This is a genomic window from Sorangium sp. So ce362 (assembly GCF_051519845.1).
GTDB lineage: Bacteria > Myxococcota_A > Polyangia > Polyangiales > Polyangiaceae > Sorangium.
On the sequence record NZ_CP150332.1, the window covers coordinates 10,924,382 to 10,938,665 of the forward strand.

Here is a 14,284-nt window from a genome sequence, read left to right on the forward strand (position 1 = left end):
AGAGGGGCAGGCGATGAGCCTTTCGCAATTCGTGAACCTCGAAGTGGACGGAGCGGCGGGCACGTTTCGCGTCCTGCGTTTCACGGGGCGCGAGCGCCTCCACGCGCCATTCGTCTTCGCGCTCGTCTGCCAGATGGAGGACGAAGAGATTCGCCCCGAAGATCTCTTGACCCGCGCGGCCAAGATCACCCTCAAGCACTCCGGCGGTGAGCGGATCATCGAGGGGCTCGTCGATCAGGTGGAGCTCGTCGCCACCGGGCTGCGGCTCTCGATCGTCCCGCGGATCGCGCTGCTCGCGGATGCCGTAGATCACCGGGTGTTCGTGGAGCAGGACACCGTGGCGATCGTCACCGACGTACTCGGCAAGCAGAACATCGCCGTCGACGTCCGAGTGCGGCGATCGCTCCCGAAGCGCAGTCAGTGCGTGCAGGCCTTCGAGAGCGGGCTGGCCTTCGCCTCTCGGCTCCTCGCCGAGGACGGCATTGCCTGGTACCTGCCGCTCGAAGGAAAGGATGTCGTGGCGCTCGTCGACTTCGCGGGCGGCTTCGACGAGCTCGAAGGCGAACTGCCCGTGCGCGAGCGGGGAGGGCTCGACATCGACGAGTCGGTCTACGGCGCGCGCGTCCGGAGAACGATGGTGACCGACAAGGTCACGTTCCGCGACTACGATTTCGAGCGGCCCGCGCTTGATCTCACGGCCGAGGCGGATTCGGGAAGGCTCGAGCGGTACGAGTACCCAGGAGGTTACGCCGATCCGGGGCTCGGGCGCGCGCTCGCGCGCATCCGGCTGGAGGATCTGCACGGCAGGAAGCTGGTGCTCCAGGCAGAGAGCAGCTCGCGCCGGCTCCTGCCGGGGTACGTGATCAGCCTCTGCGGCGGCGCCCGCGACGACATCCAGGGCCGCTGGCTGATCCTCGAGGTGGATCACGACGGGAGCGATCACGGCGCCGAGGGCGACGAGCGCTACGTCGCGCGCTTCACCGCCGTCATGGCCGCCGACGGGTACCGCCCGGCGCGCCTCGCGCCGCCGCGGATGACCGGCGTCCAAACGGCCACCGTCACGGGCGCGGGTGGCGCCGAGATCCACACGGAGAAGCATGGGCGCATCAAGGTCCACCTGCGGTGGGATCGCGAACGACCGTTCGACGACACGGCCTCGTCCTGGGTGCGAACGGTGCAGCCGCCGACGTCGGGCAGCTTCTTCCTGCCCCGCATGAAGTGGGAGATCATCCTCGGCTTCTGGGGCGTCTCGGCTGACTACCCCATCGCGCTCGGCCGTGTCTACAACGGGGAAACGCCGCCGCCCAACGCTCTGCCCGGCGACAAGGTCGTGAGCGCCTTCGGGACGCAGACGACCCCCGGCGGCGGGAGTGCGAACCTCGTGGCTATGAACGACACCGCCGGGAAGGAGGGGGTAACGTTCAACGCGTCCAGGGATTTCAACGAGCGGACCGAGAACGACAAGGTCACGGAAGTGACCGCGAACGATACGTGGACCGTGGGCGCCGAGCGCAAGGTCATCGTCGGCGCGGTCCATGAGGTGGCGGTTGAAGGGGCCCAGTCGTACACGGTGGCGGCGAAGCGCACCGTCAACGTGAACGCAGACAAGACCATCTCCGCCGCGTCCGAGACGGTGATGGTCGGCGGACTCCGCGTCTTCAACGTCGGCGGTGATTACGGCACGCAGTGCGCGACGCTCACCCGCCTCGTGGGCGCGGTCAAGGCCGAGCTGGCGATCGAGAGCCATACCCGATCGGTGCTCGGCGCCGCGACCGTGCTCGTCGGCGGGGCCTGGAGCGAGAAGGCGGGGCTCGCCCTCTCGGTGAACACGGCGGGCGCGTCCACGGAGGTGGTGAGCGGCGCCAAATCGATCAAGGCCTCCAAGTACGAGGTCCGGGTGCGCGGCGCGCTCAAGGAGACGCTCGCCTCGCGCAAAATCAAGGCCGGCGGTGATCGCAACGAGATCTTCGGCGCCGCCGCGACCTACAAGATCGGCGGCTCAGCCAAGATCAAGGGCTCCGAGGTGGTGGTGAAGGCCAAGCACAAGATAACGCTCAAGGCGAGCGGGATCACGGTGAAGATCACGCCGGGCGGGATCACCATTGACGGGGCCTTCGACGGCAAATCGAACAGCGTCGATGAAGGCGAACAGAACTATGATTGACGCTGTAGCCACTGCAATATCGATGGAGACGAACATGGCGAAGCCGAGGTCTTTCCGTGTTGCCGATGCCAGTGCCGGGAACGCCGCTCCGGCCGCGCGCCCGTCGCGCCGGCTCCCCCGCGCCGCGGGCCTCGGGCCGGGGCTCCACGCCGGCACGATCGAGCTCCGCTCGGGGCGTTCGTTTCAGGTGCGCACGGCTGCTGGCGCGCTCGTCACCGCGACGCTCGACGACGAGGTCGACCCAGCGCTGGCCGAGGATTGCTTGTGCTCCGGTCGGCGCGTGGTGCTTGCCGATGGCGAGAGCGGGCCCGTGATCCTGGGCGCGCTGCAGACGAGCGCGCCCGTCGTCAAGGACCCTGACGGCTGTGTCACGATCCAGGGTCGCGAGCTCCGGCTCAGGGCCGACAAGCAGGTAGTGATTGACGCCGGACCGGTGTCGCTTCGCCTCCACGAGAGCGGCGCGGTCCGCGTCGAGGGGGAAAAGATGGTCATCGACATGCCCGCGCTGCTGCGGATCCTCTCTGCCAGCGTGGAGCTACCCTGATGGGCAAGGCAACGGTCGGCGGGAAGCCCGGGAAGAACATCGCCCACAAGGGCAGCTCGCATACGGCCGTGGGGACGCCGGCGACGAGCACAGTCCCGCCTCCACCCCCGACGGGGCCGGCGATGGCGCCGTTCCCAATGGCCTGCCGATCGGCGAAGTCGAAGGACGCGAAAAAGAAGCTCAAGACCTCTAAGAAGAAGACGGTCACCAGCGGCTGCAGTGCTCCGGTGGAGATGCCCGGAAACCAGCCCTCGAAGCCGGCGGTGCCCCCGCACGACGTGGTGACCATGAAGGTCAACTCCACGGGGACGAACACGACCGGCTCGTCGAAGGTCAAGGCCGACAAGAACGGTGTGGCCGCCACCATGGATGGTGAGGCGATGAACGTCACCACCGAGGGCGGCAAGATGGCGCAGTCGAACGGCGTGTACACCGACGCCGTCGATGGTGGGAAATACAATGACGAGTGGGAAGAGCTCTCGGCAGAGCTGCTCAAGCTCGGCGATCCGGTCTCGGTGGCGACAGGCGAGGTCGTGGACGAGCGGGTCGACCTCGAGCTGCCCGGCGCCTTCCCGTTCTTCTTCACCCGACTCTACATCTCGAGCTTCCATCGCAGGGCTACGCCCTTGGGGCGCGGCGGCTGGACGCACAACTTCCATCAGTGGATCGAGGCCGAGAGCCACCGAGAGAAGGGCGAGCGGCTGGTGCTCCACGACGAGGACGGGCGCAACGTCGGGTTCCCGATCGTGACGCGGCCGGGCTCGGCGTTCCATCGTGCCAAGCGCCTCCAGCTCACCGCGATGGGCGGCGGCGCATACCAGGTCTACAGCCTCGATACCCACCTCACGCGATCGTTCGCGCCGAGCGCGCCAGGGGGCCGCTCGCTGCTGCGGGCGATCGAGGATGGGTGGGGCAACCGGGTCGAGCTCGTCTACGACGGCGAGCGCCTGGTGAAGATGTTCGACACCGCGCGGCGCGAGATCGCGCTGACCCACGATACCCGGGGGCGCATCCTCTTGGTCGAGGTCCGCGTCGACGGGAGCGTGCTCCAGGCCGTGACGTATGCATACACGGACGAGGGCGATCTCGCCGCAGCTGCCAACGCACTCGGCCACAGCGAGCGTTACGCGTACGACGGTCACCACCGCATGATCGAGAAGACGCTAGGCGACGGCGTATGTGTCCATTACGACTACGACCCCGACAGCGGGCGTTGCCGCCGGACGTGGGTCGACGGCGGGAGCCATGCCGTCGAATTCGTCTATGACCTGGCAGCGCGCACCACGACCACGCTGGGCACGCTCGAGCCACGCGTCTACACGTGGAACAAGCAGGGGGCCATCGTCAAGGAGGAGACGTTCGACGGCGCCTTCGTGCGCGAGCGCGTATACGACGGTGATCTCTATCTCCTCAGCGAGAAGAACGCGGCCGGCGACGAGGAGCTCTATGCGTACGACGAGCTCGGCAACCTCGTGAAGCAGGTCGACGCCGCGGGGAACGTCATCGTATTCGAGTATGAGGAGGACCGGCACGTCAGAACCGTCGAGCCCGGAGGACGGACTATCGCCTTCAGCTACAATGTCCGCGGGGAGGTCGCGTCCATCACGCGATCGACGGGTGCGCGATACGAGCTCGCCTATGACGGCCACGGGCGGCTCGCGGCTGCGTCCACTGCCGAAGGCGTATTTCTCCGGGCCGAGTACGACGATCACCACAACATCGTGAAGAGCACCGACGCCCACGGCGCCACCTGGACGCTCGCCTACGATGCGCTCGGCCGCGTGGTGGCCGAGACCGATCCGCTCGGGACCAAGATGCGCTTCGAGTACGACGCCGTCGGCCAGCCCGTGCTCTTCATCCACCCGGACGGCTCGTTCGCCGAGATGGCTTACGACGCACGTGGCAACCTCGTTCGCTACACCGACCCGCTCGGACAAACGACGACGATGGAGTTCGCGAACGTCCGCTCGCTGGTCAAGCTCACCGATCCGCTCGGGCGAGCGTGGGATTTCTTCTACGATCGCAACGGCCGCCTCCGCGCAATCAAGAACCCCAGGGCGGAGACATTCGAATACCGCTACGACCGCGCAGGCCGGGTCGTGGAGGAGAAGACCTTCGATGGACGCACGCTGAGCTATCAATACTCCAAGGCCGGTCGCCTCTCCCGGATCGAGTACCCGGACGGGACATGGCGCGAGCTCCATTACGATGCGGCGGGGAGCCTGATCGGCGATGTCTCACCCCACGGCAGCATCACGCTGGAGCGCGATGCGATAGGGCAGGTTGTCGCCGGCGTCGTCGAGGACGCGACGGGCAAGGTCGCCCTTCGCCGCGAGTGGGACGAGCACGGCCGGCTCATCGCCGAGACCCAGGGCGAAGAGACCATCCGCCACGAGTACGACGCGTTCGATCGGCGCGTGGCGCGGATCCTCCCGGATGGGCGGACGACGCGCTACTACTACGACGCGAACGGGCAGCTCGTCGCTCTGGATCACGAGGGGCGCAAGCTCCTCTTCCAGCGCGACGCGCTCCGGCGCGAGGTGCGGCGTTACTCATACCGGGGCGAGCTCGACCTGTGCAGCGCCTACGACCCGCTGGGCCGACTGACGGACCGCTGGGTCACCGCGCTGGGCGACAAGGCACGTCCGCTTCTCTCCAGGCACCACTGGACCTATGACCCGCTCGATCGGATTCTGACCGCCACGGATCTGCGCTGGGGCGCGGCGCGCTTCGCGCACGACGCGATCGGCATGCTGATCGAGGCGCACGGCAACGCGTCGCGGGAGTCCTTCACGTACGACGCAGCGGACTCGCTCTCGGCATCCAAGCGCGAACGGCCCGGCGCGTGCGCGACGTCGGAAGGGACTCCCTGGAAGCTCCGGCCTGGCAACGTGCTCGTCCGCGACGACCGGTACGCGTACGAATACGACGAGAACCGACGCCGCCGCCGTCGCATCGGCCTCGGATCGCTGACGAATGAGGTGACGGAGTATTACTGGGACGCGCACGATCGTCTCCGCGAGGTGACCCTGCCGGACGGCGGGCGCGTGGTCTTCGCGTACGACGCGTTCGGACGCCGGGTGCGGAAGGAGGTCTATCCTCCGGCGGTGCCGCTCGACGTCCCCACCCCTCCCGAGCCTGAGATGGGGACTCACCCGGCAAGCCAGGCTCTGCCCCCGTACTCCCGTCTCGCCGGTTCGCCGCATCTGCGCCTTCCCGCGCACGTCCCGAGCCGCGTGGTACGCTACCTGTGGGACGGTAACACGCTGGCCGCGGAGATCGACAGCGAGCGCGGGACCCGCGTGTACCTCTTCGACAAGTGTACGCTCGCGCCGGTCCTCCACGAGGAGCAGGGGGCAGTGTTCCTGTACGTCAACGACCACAACGAGACACCGAAAGAGCTGATCGGCGAAGACGGGCGCGTCGCCTGGTCGGCGGCGCACTCCGCCTGGGGCGATCTCGTCGGGGTCTTCTGCGACCCCAAGGCGTGCTGGGCGCGGCCCGTGGAGACGCCAATACGGTTCCTCGGTCAATACGCCGACGAGGAGACGGGGCTCTGTTGCACGCTGTTCCGCTACTTCGACCCGGCAGTCGGCCGCTGGCTCTCGAGCGATCCGCTCGGGAGCGACGGCGGGCTCAACCTTTTCGGCTTCAACGGCTCTCCCGTGCTCGACCGAGATCCCTTCGGGCTCGAGGTGCAGCATGGCCAGATCGGGACGATGAGGTCGCTCGAGGCAGCCTCGACGCCCCATGACGGGTTACAGCATCACGAGCTGCTCAATGCGTCGTGGCTCCAGAACAACTGGAGTAGGTACGACGGGCGCCAAGGTGCGAACGGCGGTGAGAACCCGGCCATTGCACTCACCGCCAATCAACAGGCAGGCGACCACCAAGACATCGGGAGGATGCAGTCAGCCGCAGGGATGTCCGGCAAGAACGCCAAAAATGTCTTCGCCAAGCAGACCGCACGACAGAACATGCACCTCAACGCCCAGTTTCTTTACAAGGCGCTACGCAAGAACGGCATGAGTAAGGCCGCCGCGAAGAAGAAGGTGGCCGAGCTTTACAAGAAGACGATCGAATTCATCAAGAAGAACAAACTGACCTGCTAACTGAGGCGTGGAGAGGAGCCAGGACCGTCGATGAAACGCATTTCCAGAGCCGAGGCGAGGGAGAAGCTGTTCCTGGCTCGCACTTACTACCGTCCGATCGTGCTCGGCGAGGACGACGGGCCCAGCGGCTCGCGCATCGCTGGCGCGTTCCCGCGGTGTTTCGAGGCAGGCGCGCCGAAATGCCTGCGTTGCGGCAAGCTCCTCGACTACTTTCTTACCATCGAAGCCGACGTCGTGGGTCCGGACATCGCGAACGAGCGGGCGCTTTCCGTGTTCGCCTGCGCCGACGCGAACTGCCGGCTGGAGTCCATCGGGCTCGCCGCGGAGCCTCCGTCTGTAGTGGCGATCACGCACCAGCCTTCTCCCCGATCCGTCGGAGAGCCCGGCCGGCGCCTGCTGCGCGGCCATCTCCGAAAAGAGCGCATTCACGAGCGATTTGGCTCATCCCGGGTCGAGCAATCGAAGCTCGGCGGTCCGCCGTACTGGATCCAGACCTCCATCGCCGGAGATGAGAAAGAGGCGCAGGCGCGCGGTCTGTCGTTCCTCCTCCAGATCAATGAACTGGAGCTCGACGAGTTCACCACCAATGCTGGTTTCTGGGGCGGTGAGGTCTACCTTTTCACCCGCATGAACCCCGCGACCGGCCTGCCCACGCTGGAAGACGGCCGTGTCGCCTGGAACTACACATGAGCCTCCCCATCCGACCCGCCGCTCTGCTCACTCGCGCTGAGGAGGCGTACCGGGCCCGGCGCTGGGCCGAGGCGCTCGCGCACGCCGAGGCCGGCCTCGCCGCGCCCGGGGATCTGCGCTCGGCGCTCCTCCGGTACAAGGCGCTGGCGCTGATCCGGCTGGGTCGCGCCGACGAGGCCGAGGAGTTGCTGACCGAGCTGATGGTCGAGGCTCCGGACGGCGCGTTCATGGCCGAGGTCGCGGCCGCGATGGCCGGATGACGGAGGGGCCGATGTGCACTGATTCGAGGTTCGACAGCGCGGCAAGGAGTGCGATGCCGCGATCGAAGGAGGGGTGATCGATGGCCAGCGTCATGCTCCACGTGGGCGACACGCAGCTCGAGTGCCGGTCACTCACCGGCCATGAGCGCCTGGGCGAGCCGGCGCGCTTTGAGGTCGAGATCTTCTCGCCCGAGCCGGTGGAGACGGCCTCGGTGATGGGGCAGGCGTGCCAGATCCGGGTCGAGACCGACGCCGGCGCCCGCACCGTCGCCGGCGTCGTGGCGCGCTGGTCCGCGCTGGCGACCTCGCAGTCCGCCTCGGCGCGGCGCTACCGCGCCAGCGTCTACTCGGTGCTCGCGGTGGGCGATCTGCGTCGGAACAGCCGCGTTTACCAGCACCTTCCGGTACCCGAGATCATCAAGGAGCTCCTCGGCGAAGGTGGTTACGCGGCCGAGGCCATCGTGACCTCGCTCGCGGCCGATCACCCCGAGCGCGAGTACGTGGTGCAGTATGCCGAGACCGACGCGGCCTTCATCCGGCGGCTCTGCGAGGAGGAGGGGCTCTACTTCTCGTTCGGCGTCGCCGACAGCGGCCTGGACGCCTTCGAGCTCTGGGACACCTCGACATCTGCGCCGCCCGCGTACGAGGATGCCCTCCTGGTCGTGGACGACTCCGAGCTCCAGCGCGATCGTCCGGCGGTCAGCAACTGCCGGCTCGCGCTGCGCCGGCGGCCCGGCAAGGTCACGCTCCGCGATTACGATTACGAGAGGCCGGCGGTGCAGCTCGAGGGGGTCGCGCAGGGCGGCAATGATGTCGAGAGGTCCGTCGAGGTGTACGAGGCGCCCGGCGGCTTCAAGGCGCAGCGCGAGGGCGCCGCGCGCGCGACCCAGCGGATCGAGAGCCTCCGTGCCGACGCCAAGGTGCTGTCGTTCCACACCACGGCCGTGCGGCTCCGGCCGGGCTGCTCGTTCTCGCTGGAGCTCGGGCCGAGCTACGCCGGGGCCGCGCGGCCCGAGGGCGATTTCCTCGTCGTGGGCGTCAAGCACACCCACCACCACGACTCGCGCCGCTATGGGCTCACGGTCGAGGCCATCCCGCTGGACGTGCCCTTCCGCTTGCCGCGTACGTCGCCACGCGCGCAGATGGGCGGCGTGCACACGGCCAAGGTCACGGGCTCGTCCGGCGAGGAGATCCACACCGACCGGCAGGGCCGCATCAAGGTGCGCTTCCCCTGGGATCGCGAGGGGCCCGAGGACGACAAGAGCAGCCTCCCAGTGCGGGTGATGCAACCCAACACGCCGGGCTCGATGGTGATTCCCCGCGTCGGCTGGGAGATCCTCGTGATGTTCGAGGATGGCGATCCCGACCGGCCGTTCGTGCTCGGGCGCACGTACAACGCCAAGTCGCCGCCGCCGATGAGCCTGCCAGCGAACAAGACGATGACGGCGCTGCTCACGCTGGCCTCGCCGGGCGGCGCGCGGCAGAACGCGATCACCTTCGACGATGCGGCGGGCCGGCAGCACGTTGCGATCGCGGCGGGCTTCAACAAGACCATGACGGTCGCGAACAACATGCTCACCCAGACCGTGAAGAACGAGAACATCGTGATCACGGGCTCGCAGGGGCGGAGCGTCGGATCGAGCGAGGACGTCTCGGTGACCCAGGGGCTGCTCTCGGCCGTGGGCTCGCAGTCCGCGACCGTCGGCGGGATGCAGAAGATCTGGGTCAAAGGCTTCATGACCGTCGCCGTGGGGAGCGAGACCGTGCTCGTCGGCGGCGCGGTGCTCGAGAAGGTGGGCGATCCGGTCTCGGGCTTGAAGAGCCTCGCGGTCTCGGCGGCGATCTCCGGCGCGGGCCAGCTCGGCACGATCGGCGGCCTGGTCTCCAAGGGCGCGACGCGCGCGCAGGCCGGATATCGTGGTTACCAACAAGGCGGCTTCTCCGGGATGCTCCGCGGCGTCGGCGGAGCGGCGGCCGGCGTGGTTGCGGCCATGATCCCGGGCGGCGAGGCGGTCTTGAGCCAGATCAACTCGTCCTTGCCCGTCCCGTGGAAAGACCCGCCGCCTGCAGCCGGATCGCAGGAGGTCGGCGGCGGTGGATCGGGCGCGAGCTCGTCATCGTCCACGGGTGGGCCGGGGCTGGGGTACCGCATCACGAACGTCAAGGGCGCGATGACCGAGATCATCGGATCGAACTACGCCATGGTGACGCCCGGGAGCAGCTCGTGGAGCACGGTCGGCCCCTCCACACTCCTGATCGGCGGCAGCCACTCGACCAAGGCGCTGACCGCGTCATTCGACACGCTCGGCGCCTCGACCGAGACCCTCGGGAGCCTGTCCATCAAGACCAGCGGGCAGATCGTGCGCAGCGTCTCCGGCGCGATCTCGACGACCATCGCCGGCGCGCTCAACAGCAAGGCCGGAGGCAAGCACGTCATCCGGGCCGAGGCGGCGCTGAAGATCAAGGTTGGCGGCTCGCTCACCATGACCGGTTCGCACGTGACGTTCGTATGCGGAGAGTCCAAGGTCATCGCATCTTCGGGCGGGATCGTGCTCGAGGCGCCGAAGATCAAGGTCAGCCGGGGATCGAAGCAGTCGAAGGAGACGACGCACGCATGACCCTTTCGGTCGTCGGAGCCGGGCTCGTCTCGCCCGCCGGGCTGACGCCCGCGGAGCACGCGTTCTTCCTGCGTGCCGGTGTGGTGCCGTCCACGATCACGCCCTATCGCACGGGTGAGGACGAGCCGGTCTACCTACGTTATTGCCCCTGGCTCGGCGCCCACCTGCCGCCTGGGGAGCGGGCCGTGGCGCTCGTCACGTCAGCGCTCGACGAGGCGATGCGGCCGCTGCGCGAGCATGGGCAGGAAAACCCCTCCGCCGTGCTGCTCTGCTTGCCCGAAGATCGGCCTGGATTTCGTGCTCCCGAGCGCGCAGACGTGGAGCGCGCGGTGCGCGACCGGCTGCGCAACGCCACGCTCGAGCGGTTCCCCGGCGCGGCGGGCGCGTTCGCGGCGCTCTCGCGCGCGGAGGTGCTGGTCGGCAAGGGCGCGAGCGCGGTCGCCATCCTGGCGGTCGATACGTACGCGTCGCTCGAAGCGTTGACCGAGCTGTGCGCGCGTCCGCCGAGTTACTGGTCCTTCGAGGTCCCTGCGCCCTCCGAGGCGGCGGCCGCGCTCATCGTGTGCAGCGGGAGCTGGGCGCGGCGCGCGAGGCTCGACCGCGTCGGATTCGTGCATCGCGCAGCGACCGCGGTGGCGCCGTCGAACGACGACAACGACGAGCCCACCGACGGCAGCGCGCTGACCGCGGTGCTGGCCGCGCTGTCCGGCCGTGCGCCTGCTCGAATCGTCTTCGGACAGTTCGCTCTCGACCGGCTCCGCATGGTGGAGTGGCAGCTCGGCGCGGCGCGTGCCGCCGGCAAGATCGACCTCGGTTGCGAGGTCCAGACGCTGGAGCGTGACATCGGGCGCCTGGGCGCCGCCGCCGGCGCGGTCAACGTGGTGTACGGGCTGGCGGTGCAGCGCTACGAGACCGCCGAGCTGCCGGCTGCGGTGGGCTCGCCCTTCATCGCTTGGGCGATCTCCCGCGACGGGACGCGGGGGGCGGCGTTATGCGGGCTGGAGGAGTGATGGCGTCGGAGGGCGAGCACCCGGCGGTGCAAGCGCTGGAGGCAGCGCTCGCGGCCGTGCGTCGGTTGCCCGCAACGCCCAACCAACGCGCGCTGAGCGAGGCGCTCGCGGCCGCGGCCGGCCTCGCAGGCAAGCCCCGCGGCGCGAGCAGCCTGGAGGTGGTCGCCTCGGCGCTGCGGGCGGGGCAGCAGGCGCTGATGCTCGTCGCCAGCGAGACGATCGACCTCGCGCTGGTCGAGAAGGTCGCACGCGCGATCAACGCCTGCCTCCGCACCGCCGATCGGATCCCCGAGGTTGACGAGCTCCGCGATCGTGACACGCACCTTGCCGGCCAACCCTTCACCTCGACCAGGGAGAGGCCGCGCGTGCTCCGGCCCAGGCGCGAGCGCTTCGTCAAACCCGAGGGGCCCCCGGCGCCGGTCGCGATCGACGCGGAGGATGATGACGCGTCTTCCGGCGCTGCACCGCCAGCAAGCGCCGAGGACGAGGAGGACGGGGCCGGCGAGGCCGCAACGAGAGCTGCCAGCGCCATCGGCGAGGAGGGCGCGACCGAGCGCGGCGATCCGCTGTACGATGATCCGGATCGAATGCTGCCGCAGAAGCCGGTGGTGTGGGCCAATCGTGCCGTCGGCGCTCCCGCGCCGCTCACGGCCTATTACGCGGAGATCACGGATTCGTGCGCGGACAAGATCGCGATGCTCGCGCGCCACCGATCGGAGCTCGCCTCCGAGGATCGGGCGCACGAGGAGATGCGCATGCTGGAGCTCGCCGACGCGGCCGCGATCACCGGGCGCGACTGCGTGGCCCGCACGCTCGCCTGGTGGGAAGAGTCGATCGAGTCGCCGGATCCCTGGAAAACCTGGGCAGCGGCGTTCTTGCTCGGGACGCTCGACGGTAGGGACGCGCTCCAGGCCATCACCTTCGGGCTGGAGCGCCTGCCGGCGTGCGCGATTGCGCAGGGCATGCTGGCCGCGGAGGCCCTTTGCGTCTCGCCGCATCCCGGTCTCGCCGCGCTGGCGCGGGATCTGGCGTTCTCGCCGCACCCCATCGCCCGCGCGGTGGGCGTGGATGTCCTCGCCCGCCTCCGCATGCTCACGGTCGAGGATCTCCAGCGCAACCTCGCGGACGCCAACATCCCCGTGCTCGCCGCCGCCGCGCGCGCCGCCGCCGATTTCGATCGCGTCGATGCCGAGCCTCTCGTGCCCATCCTCCGGCGCTGGCTCCACGTCCCGGATCGGTCGATCGCGTGGCCGGCTGCGCGCGCGCTCCTGCTCTGGGGCCATCGCGATCCCTATGCCGAGCTGAAGGCCGGTGATCGTCTCACACGCGTGCTCGGCCCGCTCGCGGCGGAGATCATCGTCCTCGTGGGCGACGCCTCGGACATGGCGCGCATGCAGTCGATCCTTGGCCGGCTGCCGCCCGGCCGCGATCAACTCTCCGCGCTCGCGCGCTTCGGCCACCCCGCCGCGTGGGCATACCTGCTGCGCTGCCTCGAGAGCCCCGACCACGCCGAGGCCGCATCGGCGGCGCTGCGCACGCTCTTCGGGGCCTGTGTCGACGAGGACGACGAGGAGTGCCCCGCCGCCTGGCGCAGCGCCATCACGGCGAAGCCGGTCGAGCTCGGCGTGCGCTACCGGTGCGGCGAGCCATGGATCCCGCGCGTCGTCGCCGACGAATGCGTTGCCGGTCACCTCTCGCGCTACGAGATCGAGAAGCGCATCGACGAGCTCGCGATCCGGGCTGGCGTGTGCGCGCGTGTGGACCTGCGCTTGTTCTATCCCGATTTCGCGCCCGCGCTCCGGCAGTGGTGCGCCGAGGCCGCGAAGCGCAGCACGTCCTTCCGCCCCGGCGCGTGGTGAGCAGATGGACGAGACGGAGAGATCACCGCGATGTTCGCCAACGCTACGCCTTATCCTGCCGTCGATGTCCCGCTCACCGATCCCACGGGGCGCGACATGGTCGTGGTCGTCGTCAAGGCGAGCTTCCAGGTCCGCGCGGACGGGCGCGTGATCCCGGCCGAGGAGCCCTCGCAGCTCCGGACCATCGACGTCCCCTACGACCCCGAGAACCCAAGGAGCAGTACCCGCTACCCGACGGACATCTGCCTCGTGAAGGGGGGTGTCGACGTCATCGTGGTAGGCGAGGCCATCTCGCCGAAACCCGTCACGGTCATGGATGTCGCCGTGAAGGCTCGTGACCTCAACGCGCCGCTTCGTGTTCACGGCACGCGCTTATTTTACAGGCGCCTGGCCGGCCTCGTCATCGGCCCTGCAGCGCCGTTCGAGCGGATGCCGATCGTCTACGAGAATGCCTACGGCGGCGCGTCCGAGGACTGGACCGAGATGGAGCCGCGCAACTGGGCAGGCGTCGGCGTGGCCGCGCGGGAGTCGGACCTCGAGGGCTCGCGAGCGCCGCAGATCGAGCACCCGCTTCGCCCGCACAAGGGGGCGGGCGACAAGCACCCTCCGGTGGGCTACGGCGCCATCCCCCCGCATTGGAGCCCACGTCGCGAGCGCGCCGGCACGTTCGATGAAGCGTGGCAGAAGACGCGCATGCCCCTCTTGCCGGTCGACTGGCATCCACGTGCCAACAACGCCGCGCACCCTTCGCTGCTCCTCGAAGGTCCGCTCCTGCCCGGCGATCCCATCGGGGTGCTCGGGATGTGCGACAACGGCGGCCTCCTCGCCTTCGAAATCCCGCCGCTTCCCCTCGTGATTCGCGCCCGCTTCGAGCTCTCGGGCAAGCGGGCGGTGAGGCCGGCGGCCGACACGCTGCTGATCGAGCCGGGGAAGCGGCGCTTCGAGCTCGTCGTCCGGCAAGCGTTCCCCATGGGCCGCGGTCGCGATGTGCTGCGCGAGCTCGTCGCGGACGTGGACCATTGAAGCG

9 protein-coding genes are annotated in these 14,284 nt (G+C 68.9%); all 9 read left to right on the forward strand.

Annotation, left to right across the window (positions count from 1 at the left end; all coding sequences use genetic code 11):
* The first annotated feature begins 13 nt into the window (after positions 1-13).
* The 9 genes from WMF17_RS41940 to WMF17_RS41980 all read left to right on the forward strand — a co-directional run bounded on the left by WMF17_RS41940 (position 14) and on the right by WMF17_RS41980 (position 14,280).
* Entirely contained in the window at positions 14-2,164 is a 2,151-nt protein-coding gene (locus tag WMF17_RS41940) for a type VI secretion system Vgr family protein (protein WP_437646540.1), read from the forward strand.
* Positions 2,139-2,708, forward strand: a complete 570-nt coding sequence (locus WMF17_RS41945; protein ID WP_437646541.1) for a hypothetical protein — start codon at positions 2,139-2,141, stop codon at positions 2,706-2,708. Before WMF17_RS41940 ends, WMF17_RS41945 begins: the two co-directional genes overlap by 26 nt.
* Positions 2,708-6,820, forward strand: a complete 4,113-nt coding sequence (locus tag WMF17_RS41950; protein WP_437646542.1) for a DUF6531 domain-containing protein — start codon at positions 2,708-2,710, stop codon at positions 6,818-6,820. The genes WMF17_RS41945 and WMF17_RS41950 overlap by 1 nt, the downstream gene beginning before the upstream one ends.
* Positions 6,821-6,850: 30 nt before the next feature.
* Entirely contained in the window at positions 6,851-7,510 is a 660-nt protein-coding gene (locus WMF17_RS41955; protein WP_437646543.1) for a hypothetical protein, read from the forward strand.
* Entirely contained in the window at positions 7,507-7,770 is a 264-nt protein-coding gene (locus tag WMF17_RS41960) for a hypothetical protein (protein ID WP_437646544.1), read from the forward strand. The genes WMF17_RS41955 and WMF17_RS41960 overlap by 4 nt, the downstream gene beginning before the upstream one ends.
* Before the next feature lie 80 nt (positions 7,771-7,850).
* Complete coding sequence (locus WMF17_RS41965; protein ID WP_437646545.1) at positions 7,851-10,388, forward strand: type VI secretion system Vgr family protein; 2,538 nt, start codon at positions 7,851-7,853, stop codon at positions 10,386-10,388.
* A complete protein-coding gene (locus WMF17_RS41970) occupies positions 10,385-11,398 on the forward strand; it encodes a hypothetical protein (RefSeq protein ID WP_437646546.1) in 1,014 nt (337 codons plus the stop codon). Before WMF17_RS41965 ends, WMF17_RS41970 begins: the two co-directional genes overlap by 4 nt.
* Positions 11,398-13,257 carry a hypothetical protein gene (locus WMF17_RS41975; protein ID WP_437646547.1) on the forward strand — a complete coding sequence of 620 codons (1,860 nt, stop codon included), beginning with the start codon at positions 11,398-11,400 and terminating at the stop codon, positions 13,255-13,257. Before WMF17_RS41970 ends, WMF17_RS41975 begins: the two co-directional genes overlap by 1 nt.
* A 30-nt stretch (positions 13,258-13,287) precedes the next feature.
* A complete protein-coding gene (locus WMF17_RS41980) occupies positions 13,288-14,280 on the forward strand; it encodes a DUF2169 family type VI secretion system accessory protein (RefSeq protein ID WP_437646548.1) in 993 nt (330 codons plus the stop codon).
* Positions 14,281-14,284 lie beyond the last annotated feature (4 nt).

Excerpts from the sequence above, each read along its gene's own strand:
- WMF17_RS41940 (WP_437646540.1), top strand. The coding sequence starts at position 14 with ATGAGCCTTTCGCAATTCGTGAACCTCGAAGTGGACGGAGCGGCGGGC.
- WMF17_RS41945 (WP_437646541.1), top strand. The coding sequence starts at position 2,139 with ATGAAGGCGAACAGAACTATGATTGACGCTGTAGCCACTGCAATATCG.
- WMF17_RS41950 (WP_437646542.1), top strand. The coding sequence starts at position 2,708 with ATGGGCAAGGCAACGGTCGGCGGGAAGCCCGGGAAGAACATCGCCCAC.
- WMF17_RS41955 (WP_437646543.1), top strand. The coding sequence starts at position 6,851 with ATGAAACGCATTTCCAGAGCCGAGGCGAGGGAGAAGCTGTTCCTGGCT.
- WMF17_RS41960 (WP_437646544.1), top strand. The coding sequence starts at position 7,507 with ATGAGCCTCCCCATCCGACCCGCCGCTCTGCTCACTCGCGCTGAGGAG.
- WMF17_RS41965 (WP_437646545.1), top strand. The coding sequence starts at position 7,851 with ATGGCCAGCGTCATGCTCCACGTGGGCGACACGCAGCTCGAGTGCCGG.
- WMF17_RS41970 (WP_437646546.1), top strand. The coding sequence starts at position 10,385 with ATGACCCTTTCGGTCGTCGGAGCCGGGCTCGTCTCGCCCGCCGGGCTG.
- WMF17_RS41975 (WP_437646547.1), top strand. The coding sequence starts at position 11,398 with ATGGCGTCGGAGGGCGAGCACCCGGCGGTGCAAGCGCTGGAGGCAGCG.
- WMF17_RS41980 (WP_437646548.1), top strand. The coding sequence starts at position 13,288 with ATGTTCGCCAACGCTACGCCTTATCCTGCCGTCGATGTCCCGCTCACC.